Source organism: Lacticaseibacillus sp. 30, assembly GCF_053819265.1.
Window position 1 is genome coordinate 1 of record NZ_JBSOQX010000008.1, and the last position, 21,790, is coordinate 21,790.

Genomic DNA, 21,790 nt, shown 5'->3' on the forward strand with positions numbered 1-21,790 from the left:
ACCCCAGTTCAAGCAGTGAGCAAGCCTCTTTCTAAGTGGTAACTTTATTATTGCAATCTAGGAGTTAATTAACATTTCTGTGCCTAATCATTAGTCACTAAGGGGCATTCATTGGTAAAATAAAGATAGTTTCATGTTGTCTGATGGTTAATTAGTAAGATCATCAGCCGTGGACATCAAAGCGATGTCGCGGTCATAACGCGTTCGCCAGCGCAGCAACCTGCGTGTAAGGACCTTGAACGCAATGGTCAAAGACCGACCATCACGTCCAAGGCCACTTACACTTCTGTCACTAAGCGCGCTGGCTCACGCTCAGTCATAACGCGTTCGCCAGCGCAGCGACCTGCGTGTAAGGACCCTGAATGCAATGGCCCAAACCCGGCCATCACATTCAGGTCCACTTACACTCCGGTCGCTAAGCGCGCTGGCTCACGCTCACACAAAAAAAAGGGGCGATTTGATGAAGCTGATTCAAAATCCCATTCGGCTTAACGCCAGCTTGCACAAAATGTTACCGAACACAATGCGGTATCTTTATAATCGAAAGCCGGTTAAGTTTTTTGAATTATATACGTTAGGATCTGTTCATGTTTATTACGTTGAAGGATTTGACCAAGTCGATGTCGTCTTAACCCACGACAAACGCACCATTAAAGATGCTGAGATTGATTTTGTCTTGGAAAAACTGTTGCCTGATACGCCTAAAGCTGACCTTAAAATTGACCACGCTGCTAAAAGCGAGATCGAGCACGAGGTTCATCGCAAGTTGAAGGTCCATGATGTTGTGATTATCGAAAAGGCGTAACGAAAACGACCACTTTCCCGGGCATCACCGAGAAGGTGGCCGTTTTTGCTTTTTTGCACATCATGCTAGTTAGGACGATATTGTTGGGGCTTTTCGTCAGGGAATCTCACCAAGTTGTCATGTTGCGTTAGATAAGGTAGGCTTGAGCGTCTATTTAGGTTACACTGATGATTGTTTGTGTTTTGGTTAAATTTTCCCGATACATTCGGTTCATATAGGAGTAATGAAAATGATGCATTTAAAGCGCCTGTTTATTGGGCGACCACTGAAATCTTCTGAGGAAGGCGGTCAAAAGCTTAACATTTTCAAGGCACTGGCGATGTTATCGTCAGATGCGCTTTCAAGTGTGGCTTACGGGACTGAACAAATTGTCTTAGTTCTGACGACATTGTCAGCGGCTGCGATTTGGTACTCATTGCCGATCGCTGCCTTTGTTTTAGTGCTCTTGATTTCATTGACACTATCCTATCGCCAGATTATTCACGCCTATCCTAGTGGCGGCGGCGCGTATGTTGTCGCTAGCGAAAATCTAGGTAAAAATGCCGGTCTAACCGCAGGCGCTTCATTACTGATTGATTATATGCTAACGGTTTCAGTCTCAGTTTCCGCGGGTGCTGAAGCGATTACCAGTGCAATTCCTGCGCTTTATGGCAAGCAGGTGATCATTTCACTGATCATCATTTTCATCTTGATGAGCATGAATTTACGTGGCATGAGTGAATCGGCCAATTTTTTGATGGTCCCGGTTTACTTATTCGTTGTCGTCATGACGGGTATGATCATCTGGGGACTTTACCAAGTGGCAACAGGCGCTATTCCGTACAAGGCAACTTCCTTTGTCGGTGCAGCGATTCCGGGAGTCTCGATGGCCTTGATCTTCCGGGCATTTTCCAGTGGGTCCAGTTCACTGACTGGGGTTGAAGCAATTAGTAATGCGGTGCCGTTCTTTAAAATACCTAAAGAAAAGAATGCGGCTAAAACGTTGGCCATCATGGCTGCCATCCTTGGCTTCTTCTTTGCTGGTATTACATTTTTGAACTATTGGTACGGTATTGTGCCGGTGGCCAAAGTGACGGTGCTTTCGCAGGTGGCCAAAGAGACCTTTGGCGGAGCAGGTATCATGTACTACGTTGTTCAATTTGCGACCGCCTTGATCTTGGCTGTGGCAGCTAATACCGGATTTTCAGCTTTTCCAGTTTTGGCTTTTAACTTGGCCAAAGATAAGTTTATGCCGCATATGTATCTGGATCGTGGCGATCGCTTGGGTTACTCTAACGGGATTTTGACACTGGCGTTAGGAGCCGCGGCGCTGATTACGATTTTCCAAGGATCAACTGAACGGCTGATTCCGTTGTACGCGGTTGGTGTGTTCATTCCATTTACCTTGTCGCAAAGTGGGATGATTATCCATTGGTTCCGTCATCGCGGAAAAGGTTGGATTGGCAAAACGATTGCTAACTTCTCTGGCGCGTTGATTTCCTTTGCAATTCTCGTCATCCTGTTTGCTTACCGATTGCTTGATATCTGGCCATTCTTTATTGTGATGCCACTCGCCATTTTCATGTTTTATAAAATTCGCGATCATTATGACAAAGTTGCTGAGCAATTACGCTTGCCGGTCGAAGTGGCACAACATGATTACGATGGCAGCACCGTCATTGTTTTGGTCGGTAATGTCACTCGGGTTACGCGCGCGGCCTTAAATTATGCTCAGTCAATTGGCGACTATGTCATTGCTATGCACGTTTCGATGGACGAGAATCCCAATAAGGAAAAAGAAACCCAAAGCGAATTCCGCGCGGATTTTCCAGAGGTGCGATTTGTTGATATCCACTCATCATACCGTTCCATCGAAGCCCCAACTATTCGCTTCGTTGACATCGTCGCGCGCAACGCCGCCAAACGGAACTTTACAACCACGGTACTCATTCCGCAGTTCGTACCACGTAAAAAATGGCAGAATATTCTTCACAACCAAACCAACTTCCGCCTGCGCGCCGCCTTTGCAAGCCGCGAGAATGTCATCATTGCCACTTACAGTTATCATTTGAAGAAGTAGGGAGACTACTTGCAAAACGGTTAGATCATGATGATCTGATCGTTTTTTGGTTTGAACGTATACGTAGCCGCGGAAATCTGTACATAAGAAACTTGAAGCTAAATGGCTCAAAACCAGCCATTTAACTTCAAGTTTACCGATGCTTCGATTTCTAACCGCAACAACTCACTCTTTGCACTTGCCAGGGGGTCGCTCAAAGTTGACGCACCTGTTAAAATGGATCATATAGAACGTCAAAGAAAGTCAAAGGACGAAGGGTGAATTTCGTGCCGCAAAAAACCAGTGAAACGCCTATGATGCAGCAGTACAACGAAATCAAGGCGCAATATCCGGATGCGTTTTTGTTTTACCGCATCGGAGATTTTTATGAATTATTCAATGATGATGCCATCAAAGGTGCTCAGTTGCTCGAACTAACATTAACTGCACGAAACAAGAGTGCTGACGATCCTATCCCAATGGCTGGTGTCCCGCACCACGCTGTCCAAAGTTACGTTGATATTTTAATTGACCACGGTTACAAAGTTGCGATCTGTGAACAGATGGAGGACCCTAAAAAAGCTGTCGGGATGGTTAAACGAGCCGTCATTCAGTTGGTAACGCCAGGGACAAATGTTGACATCAAAGCCGGTGCAGCCAAGTCGAATAACTATATTACCGCTGTGATGCCGCATGCAGCAGGTTATGCGTTTGCGTATGCCGATGTATCGACCGGTGAGCTCAAAGTGACGGATCTAAAAAGCAAATTTGCTCTGCAAAACGAACTGAGTGCGCTGGCCACCAAAGAAATCGTTGTGCCTGAGGAATTGACCGATGACGACGCGGGAATGCTCAAGCAAGGGGAACGGCTTCTGTCAGTCCAACCTGATGCCGAGCCGACGAGTGAAGGCAGTTATGTGTCACAGGCGCTAACTGATCCTGCAGAGGCTGCCGTTGTGCAGATGCTAATGGCCTATTTATTGAACACGCAGAAACGCAGCTTGGCCCATATTCAAAAAGCGGTTGCTTATCAACCTTCCGCCTATCTGGAAATGGATCAGGACGCACGTAGTAACCTCGACATTTTGCAAAACAGCAGAACGGGACGCAAAGGTGACACTTTGTTGTCGTTGCTTGATTCGACCAAAACAGCGATGGGTGGCCGCTTATTGAAACAATGGCTGGATCGACCATTACTGGATATTGATGCGATCAGTGTGCGGCAAAATCAGGTTCAGGATTTATTGGATCACTTTTTTGAACGCAGTGAGTTGCAGGAACGACTGACTAAAGTCTATGATCTTGAGCGGTTAGCTGGCCGAGTTGCTTTTGGTACCGTTAATGGTCGTGATTTAATTCAGGTGCAAACCTCTTTGGATCAGATCCCGGCTATTCAGGATGTGCTGGGTAAGCTTGATGATGGCAGTTTTAAGGCACTTCGCAGTAAAATGGACCCAGTCAGCGATGTCGCCGGATTGATTCGCCGTGCGATTGAACCCGAACCGCCGATTTCAGTGACAGACGGTGGCTTGATCCTCCGAGGGTACAATCAAAAACTGGACAGCTATCGTGATGCCATGAAGAATTCCAAACAATGGATCGCTGAACTAGAAGCATCGGAACGCAAAGCAACTGGCATTCACACACTTAAAATTCGTTACAACAAGGTTTTTGGTTACTTTATCGAAGTGACTAAGTCCAATTTGGACAAAATACCGGAAGGGCGCTATGAACGCAAACAGACACTGACAAACGCTGAACGGTTTATCACCCCAGAGCTGAAAGAAAAGGAGACCTTGATTCTTGAAGCGCAGGAAAGCTCAACAGCGCTCGAGTATGATCTTTTCCAAGACATTCGCGACAAGGTCAAAGCCCAGATCAAACGACTACAAGCTTTAGCCGCCCAAATTTCATCTTTGGACGTGTTGCAAAGCTTTGCAACAGTGGCTGAAAATAGTCATTATGTCCGACCAACGATGCATGCCGGGACTCATGATATCAATGTTAAGGGTGGTCGCCACCCAGTCGTGGAACATGTACTTGGCCGAGACAGTTATATTCCTAACGATGTCATCATGAATCACGACACCGATATGTTGCTGATCACCGGGCCTAACATGTCAGGGAAAAGTACCTACATGCGCCAATTAGCCTTGATTGTTATCATGGCGCAAGCGGGTTCGTTTGTCCCGGCAGATGTAGCTGACTTACCGATTTTTGATCAGATCTTTACCCGAATCGGAGCAGCTGATGATCTTGCCAATGGCGAAAGTACTTTCATGGTTGAAATGCTGGAGGCCAATGCTGCATTAAGCCACGCGACGGCTTCCAGCCTGATTCTTTTTGATGAGATCGGCCGCGGCACGGCAACGTATGATGGGATGGCGCTGGCACAGGCAATTATTGAGTTTTTGCATGATCATGTCCACGCCAAAACGCTGTTCTCAACGCATTATCATGAGCTAACTAGTTTGTCAGACTCCTTGGCGAAGTTAAAGAATGTCCATGTTGGTGCCGTTGAGGAGCATGGCAATCTGGTTTTCTTGCACAAAATGATGCCTGGCCCTGCCGATAAGAGTTATGGGATTCACGTTGCCAAGCTCGCCGGCTTACCGGCAGACTTGTTAGCGCGTGCTGATACGATTTTGAAACAGCTTGAAGCCGATGCACCCAATAAAACGGCGCCAGCACCAGCGCCGCAAGTTGAAGAGCAACAATTGTCGTTGTTTGAAGAACCAAAACCGACGCCAAAGAATAGTCCGATTCTGACGAAACTTGCGAAATTTGACTTGATGGCGGCCACACCGATGGACGCGATGAATTTCATATTTGACCTGCAGAAGCATTTAAAGAAGAAGTGATTTTATGCCAAAGATTCACCAACTATCGGCAACATTAAGCAACCAGATCGCTGCTGGGGAGGTCATTGAACGCCCTGCCAGTGTTGTCAAAGAACTGGTTGAAAATAGTATCGATGCACAAGCAACGCAAATTGACGTCTTGATTTCCGCGGCTGGTTTGCAGGAGATTCGGGTTAGCGATAACGGCATCGGGATTGCCCCGGATGACGTTGCAACAGCGTTTTTGCGGCACGCCACCAGTAAAATTCTGACGACGCGTGATTTATTTAATGTGCATTCATTGGGCTTCCGTGGCGAAGCGTTGGCAAGTATTGCCGCGGTTGCCGACGTAAAGTTGACAACGGCAACGGATTCAGGGATTGGCACCCAGATTCACGTCAAAGGCGGTGAAGTTGAAGCGCAGTCGACAGCGGCTCACCGACGCGGTACGGATGTTGAAGTGAATGATTTGTTCTTCAACACACCGGCGCGGCTGAAGTATATGAAGTCGCAGCAAACTGAACTGGGAAAAATTGTGGATATCGTCAGCCGATTGGCGATGGCAAATCCTGATATTGCCTTCACGGTTTCACATGATGGCAATATGGTGGTGCGCACAGCTGGTCAAGGTGATTTGCGCCAGACGCTGGCCGGAATTTATGGCTTGTCTGTGGCGCGCTCAATGGTTGATTTCAAAGCACAAGATCTTGATTTTCGGGTTAGCGGGTTAACAAGTTTGCCTGAAACGACCCGAGCTTCGCGTAATTACTTGAGTTTAGTTGTCAATGGCCGTTATATTAAGAACTTCCAACTGACTAAGGCGGTTATTGCCGGTTACGGTTCGAAGTTAATGGTGGGGCGTTATCCAATGGGCGTCATCAACATTGAGATGGATGCTGCTTTGGTCGATGTCAACGTTCACCCGACAAAGGCCGAGGTGCGTCTGAGCAAGGAAGATCAACTCAGTCATTTGCTCAGCGAGGCGATTCGAACACGATTGGCGAAGGAAAACCTGATTCCGGATGCGCTCGATAATCTGCCAAAAAGAGAACGGTATGATCTGGATCAACTGGAACTGACATTGAATAAGATCAGTCCCAAGACGATGCCCTCAGTTCAGCCGCAGCAAGGGCAGCAGTTGCGCGAAAACACAACTACTAACTTGGCAGACGCGGCTGCTGAGGAGCCGACACCGGCACCAACTTCACCAGATCTTGAGATTGGCGATTTGGATGATCAGCCGATTTTTAACGAACCGCAACGTCTGGCTGCATGGGATCAGCGGTATCAGCGGCTAGCTTCGAATGTGGTCCCAACCTTGGTGGCAGATGAACCGGAACCTGATATTTCGCATGTCGAATCAGCTGAGCGTTTTCTAAATCTCACGTACTTGGCGCAAGTCCACGGCACTTATTTGCTAGCGGAATCAGGCGATGGGTTATATATTTTGGACCAGCATGCTGCGCAAGAACGGGTGAACTATGAGTATTATCGGCAAGCTATTGGCGAAGTCAGCAACGACCAACAACATTTACTCGTACCGATTGTGTTAGACTATTCCGCGGCTGATGCCATTAGCATTCGTGATCATCGGGACGTGCTTGAGTCGGTTGGACTATATCTGGAAGATTTTGGCCAAAACAGCTTTGTTGTTGAACATCATCCGACTTGGTTTAAAGCTGGGCAGGAAGAAGATACCATTAAAGAAATGGTGGATTGGGTTTTGCGTGATGGTCGCATGACAGTCGCAGCGTTTCGGGAGAAAACTGCTATCATGATGAGCTGTAAGCGTGCCATTAAGGCCAATCACCATTTGGACGACAGACAGGCGCGAGCATTATTGCAGAAGTTGCCGGAATGTGAGAATCCCTTCAATTGCCCGCATGGTCGGCCGGTCTTGGTTCACTTTTCAAACACCGATCTTGAGAAAATGTTCAAACGGATTCAAGACAGTCACGAAAGCGGGGAAATGCAAGCATGATCATTTTGGCCAGTCATTCACCACGGCGACAGGAATTGTTAAAGCGGATTGTGCCTGACTTTGAAAGCCATCCTGCCAGTATCAATGAACGCGCTTTGCCAGTGTTGGATCCGCCAGCATATGTTCAGAGCTTGGCGACAGCTAAGGGACAATCACTTGTACCAAGTTACCCCGGGGCAACGATTATCGCCGCCGATACCATGGTGGCGTTTCAAGGCAAGTTATTAGGCAAACCACATGACCGCGCCGAAGCCAAACAGATGATCACGGCATTGGGTGGTCAGACACATCAGGTTTATACCGGTTTGTGGGTGCGCTTGGACAATGGTAGCGTACGGCAGCAGGTCGTGACGACTGATGTTACCTTCTGGCCGCTAAGTGAAGCGGATGTTGAATCGTATCTGACGGAAGACGCCTACCAAGACAAAGCAGGCGCCTATGGCATTCAGGATGCCGGAGCACTACTGGTCAAGTCAATTCAGGGTGATTTCTACAATGTCATGGGCCTGCCCATCAGCACCTTGTACCGCATGCTGTTGGCCGAACCGCAATAAATACGGGCAATCAAAAAAGTCTGACGATCCTCAGCGAGATGAAGTGTTTCGCTGAACGTCAGACTTTTTTTAGCGCTAAGTAGTTTGATAGAAAGCGCAGGGTGGGCTTTAAAGATTTCAGTGCCAAAGCGTAGCAATCGTAGGCCAGATGGGGCTCAGCCGTGCAAACAACACAGCGACGAGCTTTGGCGCTGATGTTGTTAGGCGACTTCGAGACCGGTCTTTGGGCTCGAAGCGCCGTCTCCGCTCTAGCTTCGCGTCGCCACCCATCTGGCCGGAGATTGCGGAGTTTGGCACGGCAAGAAACTTTTTGCCAGACCCATTACTCAGATCAATTGAGATCTAACAAATCATAAGTGTATGGCTCAGCTTCAAATTTTTGTGCTGGCGAGTGCGTGATGACGGAACGTGAATCGGTTTCTGCGAGTGCAAGATGGCGTTTACTGATCAACAATCTGCCAATTTGCTGGCAGTGTGAAGGTGTAAATTTTGCCAATTGCTTTACCTTGTTCGCCTGATCCAGCAAACAAAATAGCGGTTAGCGCATTGCTATAAGTCAGCTTCTGAGTTGTCACTGCAACTTGCGGAATGGTGCCGTGTTCGATGCGAGTTGAGACCGTGGTACTAGGTGTAGCGGTATGAACGGTTGCATCGGAAATGATAAGGTAACGATAGCTGAAATGCTTTTTTGCTGTGCCAATGGGCCGCCGCGAAATTTGCAACTGGTCGTCCATCGGTGCTAATGGCTGCAGTTCAGTGGTTTCGTCAATGTTGAAGCCAACGTGATAAAGGTCATTCACGCTTAACAATAGGATGGGGGCCAAGACAAGTCCCGCGCTTACCCAGATCGTTAATTGACGGCGCCGACTTGGTTGCATTAACACAACAGCCCAGAAAAAGGCAAGCGCACCGACGATCAATAACAAGATAATCATGAGGCGTCCCTCCGATCAATGACGTCTGTTTTCAAAAATAAGCTGAGAACGAGACCAAGCGCTGCCATGACTAGTGAGACGGCAAAAGCCGCGCGATAACCGGCAATGACTGCATTGTTCATAGCGTTGGTGTAATGGATCGGGTCAAGCAGTCGACCACTAGCGGCTGGCGTTGCATCTTTAGTGACTACTGATAATACTGACACCAGTATTGCGGTGCCAATTGAGGCGGCGACTTGCCGAACCGTGTTATTGACCGCCGTCCCGTGATTGATCAGGTGTGTTGGCAAGGCGTTCATACCAGCAGTGGTGACCGGCATCGTGACCATGGTAATGCCGAACATGCGCACTGTGTAAATGATCGTGATATAGATAATCGGCGTGTTAGCAGTTAAGGTGACCAGCGGCAGCGATCCGGCAACTAGCAGGAACAGACCGGCAACAGCCAGCCGCTTGGCCCCAATTTTGTCGAAAATCCGGCCGGTAATTGGACTCATAATCCCCATCATGATGGCTCCGGGAAAAAGGATCATCCCAGAGTGAAAGGCAGATTCACCACGGATCGTTTGGATGTACATTGGCAAGACCATTTCTACACCAACCATCGACATAAACGCCACCGCTGTTAAAATGACGCTCAATGTATACGTGCGTGATTTGAAAACGCGCAGTTCTAGCAGAGGCGTTTCGAGGCGTAACTGGCGCACGCAGAATAAGGCAACGAAAATAATGCCGATGGCTAAGCTAATCAGTACTTGGAAATCGGTCCAACCAGCATCACCAACTGTGGAGAAGCCATAAAGCAAGCCGCCAAAACCCAAAGTCGAAGCAATAATGGAAGGAATATCAATTTTTGGATTCGAGGTCGGCAAAACTTTTCGCATGCTATAGATGGCCAGCAGCACGACCCCAGCAGCAATTGGCATAATAACGGCAAATAAAGCCCGCCAAGTATGATTAAGCAGAATCCAACCAGAAAGCGTCGGGCCGATGGCAGGAGCTAGGCCAATAACAATCCCAGCTAGGCCCATGGCACTACCACGTTTGCCAGGTGGGAAAATCGTGAACATGACTGTTTGGAAAGTCGGCATTGACATACCAACGCCAATCGCCTGCGTGAGCCGACCAGCCAGCAGAACTTGAAAATCTGGTGCTAACCAACAAATCAAGGAACCAAGGAAAAAGATTGTCATAGCTGTTAAGTAGAGATACTTAACATTGAATTTATCCAGCAGCCATGCGGAAACCGGGATCATAATACCCATAATCAGCATGAAGCCAGTGGTCAGCCATTGGACTGCACTCGCGCTGATGTGAAAATCCGCCATCAGCGTCGGGTAAGCCGTGGTCAAAATCGTTTGCGTCAAGAATGTTGTAAAAGTACCGATCAACAAGGTAATCACAAGCAGCAAGCGATTATATGGATGACCATTAACGTCTGTTGTTGTCAACAATATCGTGTCCTTTCTTAAAATCGTTATAATCCAGTCTAGCACGTCCTCAACGGCTTTGGGTAAATAATGAAATCGTTGCTGTCATTAGGGTTTAGTTTATCGGCTGGTAGGTGCGCCTAGCGGTATTGCACAAAAATAGATTACGATAAAAAAACGTGATCCCCTCAACGAGTACCACGTTTTTGAAAGTTTAGCTTGATCCTGATTAATGCTTGTTATCGTCGTTTTTAGCTTCTTTAACCTCTTCAGCAACCGTTTGTTTAACTGGTTTTGGATCTTGTGTGACATCAAACCAGTTAGCAAAGCCGCGGGAAAAATCTGCAACGGTGAAGTTGAAATGATCAATCTTGACCTTATCGTGCAGTTTCAAATCGGGATGATCTTCCATGATAAAGCCAGCAATGGTGATGATTTCTGAATCAGTGAAGGCTTTAATATTGGTGTGGAAGTAACGTTCAAAATCCCACAAGGTTGTTTTGCCACTGACTCGGAAGACCTTTGGATCATCCGTTTGCCGAATGTATTCATCAGAGACATCATCAATTTCATCCTTGACGGTACCAAATAGTTCTTCGTAAATATCCTTGTCGGTGACAATCCCACTAGTACCACCATAATCGTCAACGACCACAACAATTGGCGTCTGTTTCTTGATCATTTGTGCCAGAATACTATGAATCGGTGTTACTTCAGGCACATTAATGATGGAACGTAACAGCTTAGAGACTTTCACAGACGGGTCGACTTGACCTTGCTTGACCAAGTCATAGATGTAAACATACCCGAGAATCTTATCCTTATCGCCATTCGCAACAACCGGGAATCGGCTGTAACCTTGCGTTAAGTAATCCCGCAAAGCTTCTTTGACGGTGGTGGTGATATCAATGACAAACAAGCTGGTTCGATCCACCATGATGTCTTTGGCGGTCTTGTCATTCAGTTCAAATGCCCGCTGCATGTAGATAACATCATTTTGTTCCATGTCACCAGTTGTGACGGCATTTTTACTCAGACTCAGAATCTCAGCTTGCGAAAAGGCTTCGTTGCCTTCGTCTGCGGGCTTCATCCCCATCATTTTGACAATCCCGGTGGCACTGACATTCAGCAGCCAAACAAAAGGATAGAACAAAATATGGAAATAATGTAGCGGTGTTACAACCAGCATTAAGGTTTTGATCGGATAATCAATCGAGATGTTCTTTGGAACAATTTCGGTTAACACGACTTCTAAATAGGTTAAAATAATCACGCCTAAAATCGCGCCAACCGCGTGCAGACTACCATTAGGCAAGCTCAGGTGGGTCAAGCCAAAAAGATCAACCAACAAAAACTCAACGGTTGTTTCCCCGATCCAACCAAGGATAATGCCAGCAAGCGAAACACCAACCTGTGTCGTTGAGAGATACTCGTTTAGATTATGCACCATTCGTAAAGCCCGCTCGACTTTAGCTTTACGGCCAGTACCATTATCAATCATTTCTTCCAAGGCACTTGGACGACTTTGCACCAGAGCAAATTCACACGCGACAAAAAATGCCGCGAATAAAAAGGTGACGAGCATCACCAATAAATTGGGGACGATTTGGCCACTTTCCATGTATTCCATTCCTCATTTCATGTATCGTACAAAGTTAATTTTAACATTGAATGACAAAGATGACCGATAATTCCATCACTTTGCTTCTATGTTATGCTTGGGTCAATCGAAAATATTTAATTGAAGGTGGCAGGAATGGAACAAGTCAAGATGTACCAAGAGACAATGGCAGCATTTAAGGCACGACCAGAAATGCCCAAAACACAGGTCATTAGCGAACCATTGCCGCAAACGCCAGCGAAAGGGACAGAACCGCCGCAAATTGCCTTGCGTAATGTTGATGTTTTCCAATTGATGAGTGAACTGACGGGCAAAATCGGCGTCATGAATTTTGCAAGTCCGGTCGATCCAGGCGGCGGGGTTGCAGTTGGCGCACGTGCGCAGGAAGAAGCCATTGCCAAGGGGACTTATTTGGTTCCAGCCCTTGAGCAGCACATGGCAGATTATTATGAGCTTAATCGTCGCAAGCCAAATCGCGGGCTTTTTAGTCAGAAGTTGATCTATGCAGAACATGTTCGCCAGCTTTTCGATGATCAAGGGCGGCGATTAACAGACAAATATGTCGACATTGTCACCGTCGCAGCACCTAATCGCCGAATTGATGCAACGCTAGATGATGCCACTGCCATGAACGATATCGCGTTTAAAATTCTGCAGACGCTTCGGGCGTTTAAGGCGCATGATGTCGATCAGGTCATTTTAGGCGCGTTTGGAACCGGCGTATTTGGCAATCCAGTTGCACCAGTCGCCAAGTTGTTTCGAAAAGCGTTATTATTGTCCGAATTTGAAGGGGCGTTTAAGCGGGTTTACTTTGCGATTTATGATCCCGCAATGACCACAATCAAGCCATTTGCAGCAGCGTTGAAAGGCCAAGATTAAGCGGCCACGAAAGGAGCACGACAGCATGAAGCTGACAGTCATGCAGCATACTGATACAGAGGATCTTGGCACGATTAAAGACTGGGCCGCAGACAAGCAAGTTGACATGGTCACTTACCGCCCTGATCAAGGGGATCCAATTGCACAACTGAACCCAGCAGAGATGGATGGATTGATTTTGCTAGGGGGACCCATGAGCGTCAATGATGACTTTGATTGGCTCGCCGCAGAACGAATTTTGATCCGCAGCCTCAATAAATTGGGCCGCCCGGTGTTGGGGATTTGTCTAGGTGCCCAGCAGATTACCAAAGCATTTGGTGCCAATGTTTATCGGATGCCGCAACCAGAAGAAGGCATCGGCACCGTGCGCGGTACCGATGGCTCGTTACTCAATGTTTTCCACTGGCATGGGGAAGCGATGAGCCGCTTACCAGGAAGTACATTACTTTACGAAAATGAGCATGCGCTGCAAGGCTTCGCTTATCATGACCATATCGTTGGCTTCCAGTTCCATCTGGAAGTGACCCCAGACATGATTGCTGAAATTGGTGCGGCAGCAGGCAAACCGCAAGGCCCCGTCAATCCGGGGATACTGGATCACGGACATCAGGTTTTGGCAGCAACATTGGATCGACTCTTCCTATAGAAGTGAAACGGCATCTGTTTGACAGAGATGCCGTTTTAGTTTGGTTTAACAAAAAGAAAGTGTCAGTTTGTTAAGGATGTCATCTAATGTAATCTTTTGTCATAGAACTTAACCCAATCGCAACACACAGAATACATGTTCGTAACACTGGATAGCTATACTAAGTCTCAGTTAGTTAAATCACCACACAAACCCAGGAGGAATACGAACATGAAAAAGCTTTTAAGTACAGTATTATTCTCAGCAGTTGCACTGTCTGCCGTGGCATTGTCCAAGCCAAGTCACGTCAGCGCTGCTACGAAGAATACTGAAACCGCGACCGTCAGTGCACCAGCTAGCGACAAAACCGAAGCTGATGTTACCTACAACGGTGGTGCTACGACTGTTTGGACCTCACCGACAGCGGGTCAACAAGTTAAGCGTTATGTGACAACTGGTGAACACGTTAAATTTGTGAATAGTAAAAAAGTCTTCGCAGAAATTTGGTATGAAACTGAAGACCACGGCTGGATTCCAGAACGCTATCTGAGTATTAATACTTTGCAGCAGTTGGCACCATTGACGAAAAAGGCTGATGCGGCTGCCGCACCGACTCAGACAACGTCACCAGCCGAACAAGCTGCTCAGGCCGCAACTGCGTCAGCTAATGCGCAAGCAGCATCAAGCGCTGCTGCTCAGAGTGCCGCTGCGTCCGCAGCAGCGCAAAGCGCCGCTGAAAGTGCTGCCGCGCAAAGTGCTGCCGCTGAATCAGCTGCGTCAGTTCAAGCTGCTGCTGAATCGGACGCTAACCAGCAAGCACAACAACAGGCTGCTGAACAGGCTCAACAAGCTCAGCAAGCACAACAGCAACAAGTTCAACAGCAACAGGCTCAGCAGGCAGCTGCGCAACAAAAGCAGCAACAACAAGTACAACAGCAGGCGGTTAGCCAACCAGTTGCTCAGACAACTCAGACGTCACAACCAACCCAAAGTGCAACTAACAAAGGCACCTTCAAGATCAGCTTCTATGATCCGGCTGTTCTAGGTAGCAACATGGGCTACAGTGGCGTTGCTGCTAATTTGAGCGTCTTCCCTAAAGGCACCGTATTACGTATCACCATGTCCAATGGTCAAACATTGACTCGGACAGTTAATGATACTGGTAGTTTTGCTGCAGGCAATCCTAATCAGTTAGATGTTGCAATGCCGAGTGGCCAGATTCCTGCAGCAGGGATCTTGTCCGCAACCGTTGAAGTACTTCAGTAATTAAATGAATGCATCAAAAAAGTCGGAGCAAGTGCTTCGGCTTTTTTTGTGCTCATTTTAATTGTAGTGGTCAATGACCGTTGCTCACCTTGAGATGTCAGTGCGAAACCCGCGAGCTAAGCAACAGATATAATTGTTCCGTTTGGGTGAGCCGCTTATCCGTCACTTGGTACCAACGATTGATCACAAGTTGTGAGCTGATCAGTTCATCAACTGCGAGATCATCGCTAATGGGCTGCTTTGATGGTGCAACAGCGGCAATAAGTTGGCCTTTAGGACTAAGCAGCGCACTTAAAACATGAGTCATGGCACGTAGCTCCTCTGGTGATTGATCAAATGAGCCGACGATGAGATCATATGGTCCAGTTAACAGTTTTAGCCATTTATCCGGCATGATGCGATAACGTAAGCGATCGGAGCTGGCAACAGCGCGGGCATCTTGAATGGCAACCGCATCGGTGTCAATACCGAGAACCGCGGTGGCACCGCCGTTGAGGGCATGACGACAAAACCAACCATCGCCGCAATGAATGACGAGAACACGGCGATCGGCAACTGAGGGTATTTTTTTGGCAAGTGCTTGCCATATTGGTTGATCGTTGCCGGATTCAGACGGCAAATCAGGCAGATCTTGCATATTCGGGTAAGGAGCATCCATAGGTTCACGACCTTTCACCTTTATTATAGATGAAACTGCTTGTCAGCGTGCGGCCATTTCACGGGCACTATGCAGGTTCATCGAGCGATAACCAAAGACTGTCAGTGTTTTTGTGGTCATACTGCGCACGTCAAAACTATTTTTAAATTTTTAAAGGGAAATGGCAAAAAAGAAAGACGAAAAATATTGCATTTTTCTAAGAAACATGAGAATATACTATACATACTCATTGCCCAGTAGTTCAGTGGTAGAATGCTTGACTGTTAATCAAAGGGTCGCTGGTTCGAATCCAGCCTGGGCAGTCGAAAGCTGTGAACGAAATTTCGTTCACAGCTATTTTTTTGCAAATTTTCATAAAGTGCCATGTTGTTTCATGCTGATTTTGGAAAGAAAATCAATAGAAGGCTGGCCAATAAGATTGACAGCACCATTGCGGCTGGGAAAATGGTCACAGAAATAAGGAGACCGACTAGCTTGAGCAATAAATCAAGGGCGACGATTACGGTAGGTGTGGCATACAACAGGCCAAAGTTAGCCTCTGGATTGAGTTTGCGTAAATTGAGCGACAACAACACATTCATTAGCGAAACAATGATGATGATTGTGGTTGCATTGGAGTGCACACAAAGGTTTAATATAGCCTTTGTTCGTAAGAAGTAAGGTTTAGATAACGCAACTTGGCCACGATCATGGCATCTTTATTGATTCAGCCATAAACGAATTAGATACAGATAACGTTTTTCTTGACTGGGGTGATCCCCCTATAGCTGATTCGGCAGTGATGACTGCGATATCAGTTTACGGGGAAAACTCAAGCAAGTGATGCACATCTACATGGAGGCGATGTTTTGATAAAGAATATTTTGATAATGGCTGCAAACGGCCAGATTTCACGACTGATTGAAAATCAAATTCTCAACGATGATCAATTCGCCAATGTACATTTAACCTTGTTCTTACGCCATCAATCACGCTTGGCGCAGTTGGCGAAAAATCCGCGGGTCGCACTGGTTGAGGGCAGTCTTGATCGGTTGGATGATGTCAAAAAAGCAATGGTTGACCAGGATTTTGTATTTGTCGGCGTGGTTGATCATAGCAAAGGCAGCCAACAAACCCAAAATGTCATTGCGGGGATGAAGGCTGGTCATGTGCAGCGGGTGATTTATACGAATGTTCTCGGGATCTATGACGAAGTTCCAGGCACCTTTGGCAAGTGGAACAAGGCGACTATCGGCAATGGGTTACCATCAGCTCTGAAGTCAGATCAACTTCTTGAACAGTCGGGTCTCGACTACACAACCTTACGCCTACCTTGGCTAAATGATCGTGACGTTAAGTATCAACTGACGCATAAAGATGAAACTTATGTCGGAGTTTCGGGTTCACGCAAGAGTGTGGCCGACGTGGTGCTTAAGATCATTGCGGATCCTGATTATTTGAAAAACGACAGTGTCGGGATTGCCGATCCTGATACGGCCGGATCAGATCGACCGGTTTATTAACTGGGGAAAAGCGCTCACGATAACGCGCTCGCCAGCGCAGCAATCTGCGTGTAAGGACCTTGGTTGTAATGGTCAAAGTGCGACCATCGCGCCCAAGGTCACTTACACGCCGGTTGGTAATCGTGCTGGCTCGCGCTCACATTTAGGAGGTATTTCAAATGAAAGCAGCTGTTTTTTTAGAACCAGGTAAAGTCGAAACACAAGATGTACCAAAACCGCAGCTTCAAAAGCCAACTGATGCAATCATCAAGATTGTTCGAGCCAGTGTGTGCGGATCAGACTTATGGTGGTTCCGCGGCATCTCACATCGAGACGCTAATAGTCTTGTTGGTCATGAGGCGATTGGCATTGTGGAAGAAGTTGGTGCTGAAGTTCATGATATTCATGTCGGTGATTTTGTCATTGCGCCGTTTACACATGGTTGCGGTCACTGTGCGGCTTGTCTTGCCGGTTTTGATGGTGATTGCATGAATCAGGAAGCAGGCGGCAATGGTGGCTATCAGGGGCAGTATTTACGTTTCACGAATGCAAACTGGGCCTTGGTTAAAATTCCGGGTCAGCCGAGCGATTATTCAGATGAGATGTTGAATTCATTTGTCACACTGGCTGATGTCATGGCGACAGGTTATCATGCTGCTGCAAGCGCCGAGGTTAAACAAAGCGATACAGTTGTTGTCATGGGCGACGGGGCAGTTGGCCTTTGCGGCGTCATTGCTGCCAAGTTACGCGGTGCTAAGCGCATCATTGCGATGAGTCGGCATGAAGACCGGCAAAAAATGGCGATTGCTTTTGGCGCAACTGATATTGTACCCGAACGTGGGGATGAAGCAGTTCAGAAAGTCTTAGCAATGACGAACGGCGCAGGTGCTGATGCTGTGCTTGAATGTGTTGGCACTGAACAGTCAGTGGATACTGCCACTAAAGTAGGTCGTCCAGGCGCAGTTGTGGGTCGTGTCGGCGTACCTCAAAAGCCAGAGATGAACACGAATAATCTGTTCTGGCGAAATATTGGTCTGCGTGGGGGGATCGCTTCGGTCACGACAGATGACAAACAATTGCTGCTCAAAGCCGTCTTGAATGGCGAGATTCACCCAGGCAAAGTCTTCACGCAACGCTTTGATCTTGAACATATTCAAGACGCTTATGATGCGATGGATCAGCGGAAGGCCATTAAGTCACTAATCGTGGTTGAAGGTTAAAGGAGACTGTCATGGCAAGTAAAGTACTGATTGTGTATTATTCATGGTCAGGGCATACTGCTACATTGGCGAAATATTTACAACAGGCGACAGATGCAGACCTGTTAGCTCTACGTGTTCCTGAGCAAACTTTTTCGTCAGATATGTATGACACCTCTGGTCGGGCAAAACACCAAGTAGCGTCCGGAAATTTACCGCATCTGACAACGGTTATTCCTGATCTGACCGGTTATGAAACGATCTTGGTTGGTGGTCCGGTTTGGTCGGCAGCGCCATCAACACCAGTTTTGAGTTTTCTAAAACAGGTGCAAGGCAGTCGAGCTGTATTCAGGCCTTTTTATACCGATGCTGGCACACCCGGCACCTATGAACAGGCGTTTAAACAGGCAGCTGGGCAACTGCAAGTCAAACAAGGATTTGGTATGGCGGGTGACAATGTCGCCCAAAAGAAGGCCGAAATCTCTGCATGGCTGACAACGTTGTAGAAACGTCTTGGTGTGCTAAAAATTTTGAGATGCTTGGACAAAGGTTTATCAGGTATTGATTGGAGCTCATGGTGAGTCACATCATGCAAAGGATCATTTGACTATCTGAGTCAAAAGTCCGTTGTGATCGGTATTAGACCACTGAACTTAGTTTGCGGGTGAATGCCAGATAATCATGGCGTTGATCTGCTAAGACTGTTGAAGGAGCGATAAGCGTGACAATTGATGAAGTTAGTAAAAAGTTTAATCTGACAAAGGATACATTGCGTTACTGGGAAAGAATTGGGTTATTGCCTGAAATTCAACGGAATCAGAGTGGCTATCGTGACTACGATGAACATGCGGTCAACTGGGTTTATTACATCATGGTTCTCCGTAAGGCTGGGATGTCGATTGAATCGCTTTCCGAGTTTGTTAAGCTTTTACGGGAAGGCGATCAAACAATTGCAGCCCGAAAGTCTTTGTTTATTGAACAACGTGATGCTTTGATTGAACGGCGCGATAATATTAACAAGACTCTTCGCTACCTAGACTATAAAATTGATCATTTTGAAGATCACATGCTGGGCTACGAAAACGAGAAACTGGCCTATGAAGGTAAATTGACCGAAGAAAAGTAACAATCGGGTATTTTAGCCACAAAAAGGCGATTTTTCGGCAAAAGAACACAAAAGAGACATGCCCTGAACGATTTTTGGTACTGCATGGCGTCACGATATGGTATCCTAAGTGAAACATAAGATGGGAATGGTGACTTCATGCAAACAAAAACTTTGACACGGATGGGACTATTGTTGGCAGTTTTGATTGGCTTGGCCTTTGCGCCACCGATCACTGTTGGCTTTCTTGGTGTGCCGATTGTCTTGCAGAACATGGGTGTTATGTTGGTTGCAATGTTGTTACCAACGCGGCCAGCAACGATCACAATTGGTATGTTATTGGCATTGGCAGCATTAGGCTTGCCAGTATTGACAGGCGGTCGAGGCGGTATTGCTATTTTCTTAGGACCGACTGCTGGTTTCATGTACGGCTGGTTGTTGACACCGATAGCATATGCGGCCATAACGCACTATCTGAAACCTGATTTTTGGTTAACCAAAGTACTGGGTATGACATTTGGTGGGGTTCTTTTGACGGAATTTCTGGGTGCCGCGTGGTTAGCTGCGACTACCAGTTTGGGCTTTGTCCCAGCGCTTGCGAGTGTTTTGATTTATATTCCTGGTGACTTGCTCAAGATGGCGCTCAGTGTGTTGGTTGTTCAACAATTGACAGCTGTGATCCCGGCCTTGCGCTAGATAGCAGATTCCTGCTTAAATTGAAAGTACAAAAAAACCGTTGTCGGGGAAAACTTCCCGAACAACGGTTTTTATTTTTTCTTAATCAACGAATAAAAGTTCAAACGTATGATTTTTTGTATTCAGATTGACGCTGACGTGACGATTGAGATCACTGACAAGGTTGCGAGCAAATGCCATTTTTTCTTCAAAATCCTTTAGCTTAGCAGTGTAAGGGATTGAGTTGAAATCAAAATTTTCGCCGATGAAGGCAGCATCCGTGACATACTTCAGATTATTCTGATCGTGCCGGCTACCGGGTTTTAAGACCGCATCCAAGTAGTGGTAAAGTTCCGATGGTGAGTAGTGCAACGGTTTGGTTAGATCGGTGGTAATGGTGAAGTCAGGTGTATCATCGGCCATTTCTTCATTGACCTGCACCTGAGTGAGTCCTTGATATAGTTTCAATATAGGCACCTCGTATTCTTAAGAGTCATTATAACATGCTCAATGTTGGGTTAGGTGATCAAGTGCATCCTGAAAGGCGACTTGCGCTTCTGGCGTCGTTTCTTTTGCCAAGGCCGTTTTGAGAAAAGTCTCGATTTCAGGATTAGACGATGGCTGTAATTCACCAACGGCCCAAGCTGCAGTTGCTCGAATCATTGGTCGCGGATCATGCTCAATGACCTCGAGCAAGTGAGGAATGGCGCTGCGGTCATGCAGGTTGACCAGTGCGATAATGGCATTACGTTGCAGTGGTTTTTTGCCGCGCCAAGCACCAGCCAGTTTGCCAAAGCGCGTTTTAAAGTCCTTGTTGGTCAGCGTTAACATTGGAATCAGTTCCGGTAATACCGTTTCCGGGTCGGGTTCCATTTCTGGATGGATATGAAAATCCTTGCCTTTATTAAACGGACAAACCTGCTGGCAGATATCGCAGCCGTATAGGACGTTGCGAATCATGGGCCGAAATTCTGGATCCATGTAGCCTTTAGTCTGGGTTTGATAGGAAAGACAGCGTTGACCATTCATGCGACCGTCACCAAGCAGGGCTTTTGGCGGGCAAAAATCAATACAGCGAGTACAATCACCGCACTGTGAGGCCATCGATTCGTCAGGGGCAAACTTAATATTGGTAATGATCTCACCGAGGTACACATACGAACCAAATTCAGGGGTGATGAGTAGACCGTTTTTGCCGATAAAGCCGAGGCCGGCGCGTTGCGCAACGACAACATCGATTAATTCACCTGTATCGACCATGGGTTTGAAACGTAAGTTAGGATCAGTTTCTGCCGTTCGTTTAATAAACTTGATAAGTGACGCCATTTTTCGATCAAGCACAGTGTGATAATCAATGCCCCAGCTGGCCCGCGCAAATCGGCCACGTTTGGGTCCTGTTCGCGGCGGTCGCTCATGGATTTTAGCCGGATACGCTAGCGCAATTGCGATTATACTTTGTGGCTGGTCAAAAATTTTATCAGGATATAGGCGTTCATCAATATTTTGATGTTCAAAGCCAGTGGTGTGACCGGCCGCTTTTTGTGCGAGCAAGCTAGGTTTGAGCGCGGCAAAATTATCAGCGGTCGTAAAGCCGATTTTGTCGATTCCCAACTCTTTAGCATGAGCTTTAATCATCATTTTTAAATCCATCCCGGTCACCTCTTAACGTCATTGATGTCATTATTCTAGCCAAGTTAG

The 21,790-nt window shown here is 47.0% G+C and carries 20 protein-coding genes and 1 tRNA gene; 14 read left to right on the forward strand and 7 right to left on the reverse strand.

From position 1 onward, the window contains the following. The first annotated feature begins 460 nt into the window (after positions 1-460). From ACWPAB_RS06875 to ACWPAB_RS06895, 5 genes are all read left to right on the forward strand, one after another. Positions 461-805, forward strand: coding sequence for a DUF1827 family protein (locus ACWPAB_RS06875; RefSeq protein ID WP_003567020.1), 345 nt, complete (start codon positions 461-463; stop codon positions 803-805). 229 nt (positions 806-1,034) lie between these two features. Next, positions 1,035-2,864, forward strand: a complete 1,830-nt coding sequence (locus tag ACWPAB_RS06880; RefSeq protein ID WP_003571271.1) for an APC family permease — start codon at positions 1,035-1,037, stop codon at positions 2,862-2,864. 266 nt (positions 2,865-3,130) lie between these two features. Further along, positions 3,131-5,704: a DNA mismatch repair protein MutS gene (gene mutS, locus ACWPAB_RS06885; protein WP_076665410.1), complete on the forward strand. Its 2,574-nt coding sequence runs from the start codon at positions 3,131-3,133 to the stop codon at positions 5,702-5,704. Positions 5,705-5,708: 4 nt separating this feature from the next. Continuing rightward, on the forward strand, positions 5,709-7,664 hold the full coding sequence (gene mutL / locus ACWPAB_RS06890; RefSeq protein WP_016382294.1) for a DNA mismatch repair endonuclease MutL: 1,956 nt from the start codon (positions 5,709-5,711) through the stop codon (positions 7,662-7,664). Next, positions 7,661-8,218, forward strand: coding sequence for a Maf family protein (locus ACWPAB_RS06895; protein WP_076665409.1), 558 nt, complete (start codon positions 7,661-7,663; stop codon positions 8,216-8,218). The genes mutL and ACWPAB_RS06895 overlap by 4 nt, the downstream gene beginning before the upstream one ends. Positions 8,219-8,658: 440 nt before the next feature. On the opposite strand, the gene ACWPAB_RS06900 is transcribed toward ACWPAB_RS06895, so the two are convergent. The 3 genes from ACWPAB_RS06900 to ACWPAB_RS06910 form a co-directional block, all read right to left on the reverse strand. Next, a complete protein-coding gene (locus ACWPAB_RS06900) occupies positions 8,659-9,153 on the reverse strand; it encodes a DUF4811 domain-containing protein (protein ID WP_003571266.1) in 495 nt (164 codons plus the stop codon). Then, positions 9,150-10,607 (reverse strand): MDR family MFS transporter, encoded by a 1,458-nt coding sequence (locus tag ACWPAB_RS06905; RefSeq protein ID WP_016382290.1) that lies wholly within the window; start codon positions 10,605-10,607, stop codon positions 9,150-9,152. Before ACWPAB_RS06905 ends, ACWPAB_RS06900 begins: the two co-directional genes overlap by 4 nt. A gap of 205 nt (positions 10,608-10,812) precedes the next feature. Then, complete coding sequence (locus tag ACWPAB_RS06910) at positions 10,813-12,204, reverse strand: hemolysin family protein (protein WP_016382289.1); 1,392 nt, start codon at positions 12,202-12,204, stop codon at positions 10,813-10,815. 135 nt (positions 12,205-12,339) lie between these two features. Between ACWPAB_RS06910 and ACWPAB_RS06915 the strand changes: the two genes are divergently transcribed. The 3 genes from ACWPAB_RS06915 to ACWPAB_RS06925 all read left to right on the forward strand — a co-directional run bounded on the left by ACWPAB_RS06915 (position 12,340) and on the right by ACWPAB_RS06925 (position 14,974). Further along, positions 12,340-13,083 carry a TIGR02452 family protein gene (locus tag ACWPAB_RS06915; protein ID WP_016382288.1) on the forward strand — a complete coding sequence of 248 codons (744 nt, stop codon included), beginning with the start codon at positions 12,340-12,342 and terminating at the stop codon, positions 13,081-13,083. Between the two features lie 25 nt (positions 13,084-13,108). After that, entirely contained in the window at positions 13,109-13,729 is a 621-nt protein-coding gene (locus tag ACWPAB_RS06920) for a type 1 glutamine amidotransferase (RefSeq protein ID WP_003599692.1), read from the forward strand. 210 nt (positions 13,730-13,939) lie between these two features. After that, the gene (locus tag ACWPAB_RS06925) at positions 13,940-14,974 is read left to right on the forward strand and encodes an RlpA-like double-psi beta-barrel domain-containing protein (protein ID WP_016382177.1); all 1,035 of its coding nucleotides are present in this window, start codon (positions 13,940-13,942) and stop codon (positions 14,972-14,974) included. Between the two features lie 97 nt (positions 14,975-15,071). Here ACWPAB_RS06925 and ACWPAB_RS06930 read toward each other — a convergent pair whose 3' ends face one another. After that, positions 15,072-15,632, reverse strand: coding sequence for a class I SAM-dependent methyltransferase (locus ACWPAB_RS06930; protein ID WP_003606616.1), 561 nt, complete (start codon positions 15,630-15,632; stop codon positions 15,072-15,074). 230 nt (positions 15,633-15,862) lie between these two features. Here ACWPAB_RS06930 and ACWPAB_RS06935 point away from each other — a divergent pair. Continuing rightward, positions 15,863-15,934, forward strand: a tRNA-Asn gene (locus ACWPAB_RS06935). 69 nt (positions 15,935-16,003) lie between these two features. Here ACWPAB_RS06935 and ACWPAB_RS06940 read toward each other — a convergent pair. Continuing rightward, positions 16,004-16,255 carry a hypothetical protein gene (locus ACWPAB_RS06940; protein WP_012491880.1) on the reverse strand — a complete coding sequence of 84 codons (252 nt, stop codon included), beginning with the start codon at positions 16,253-16,255 and terminating at the stop codon, positions 16,004-16,006. Positions 16,256-16,480: 225 nt separating this feature from the next. Here ACWPAB_RS06940 and ACWPAB_RS06945 point away from each other — a divergent pair, with 225 nt between their 5' ends. From ACWPAB_RS06945 to ACWPAB_RS06965, 5 genes are all read left to right on the forward strand, one after another. Continuing rightward, complete coding sequence (locus tag ACWPAB_RS06945; RefSeq protein ID WP_016382176.1) at positions 16,481-17,134, forward strand: SDR family oxidoreductase; 654 nt, start codon at positions 16,481-16,483, stop codon at positions 17,132-17,134. A gap of 158 nt (positions 17,135-17,292) precedes the next feature. After that, on the forward strand, positions 17,293-18,333 hold the full coding sequence (locus ACWPAB_RS06950) for a zinc-binding dehydrogenase (protein ID WP_003584842.1): 1,041 nt from the start codon (positions 17,293-17,295) through the stop codon (positions 18,331-18,333). An 11-nt stretch (positions 18,334-18,344) separates the two neighbouring features. Further along, positions 18,345-18,818, forward strand: coding sequence for a flavodoxin (locus ACWPAB_RS06955; RefSeq protein ID WP_003584841.1), 474 nt, complete (start codon positions 18,345-18,347; stop codon positions 18,816-18,818). Between the two features lie 215 nt (positions 18,819-19,033). Continuing rightward, complete coding sequence (locus ACWPAB_RS06960; RefSeq protein WP_003566985.1) at positions 19,034-19,438, forward strand: MerR family transcriptional regulator; 405 nt, start codon at positions 19,034-19,036, stop codon at positions 19,436-19,438. Between the two features lie 138 nt (positions 19,439-19,576). Continuing rightward, positions 19,577-20,113, forward strand: coding sequence for a biotin transporter BioY (locus ACWPAB_RS06965; protein ID WP_003571251.1), 537 nt, complete (start codon positions 19,577-19,579; stop codon positions 20,111-20,113). A gap of 81 nt (positions 20,114-20,194) precedes the next feature. Here ACWPAB_RS06965 and ACWPAB_RS06970 read toward each other — a convergent pair whose 3' ends face one another. Both ACWPAB_RS06970 and queG read right to left on the reverse strand, forming a co-directional pair. Then, positions 20,195-20,560 carry a hypothetical protein gene (locus tag ACWPAB_RS06970; protein WP_003566980.1) on the reverse strand — a complete coding sequence of 122 codons (366 nt, stop codon included), beginning with the start codon at positions 20,558-20,560 and terminating at the stop codon, positions 20,195-20,197. A 39-nt stretch (positions 20,561-20,599) separates the two neighbouring features. After that, on the reverse strand, positions 20,600-21,742 hold the full coding sequence (gene queG / locus ACWPAB_RS06975) for a tRNA epoxyqueuosine(34) reductase QueG (RefSeq protein ID WP_003584840.1): 1,143 nt from the start codon (positions 21,740-21,742) through the stop codon (positions 20,600-20,602). Positions 21,743-21,790 lie beyond the last annotated feature (48 nt).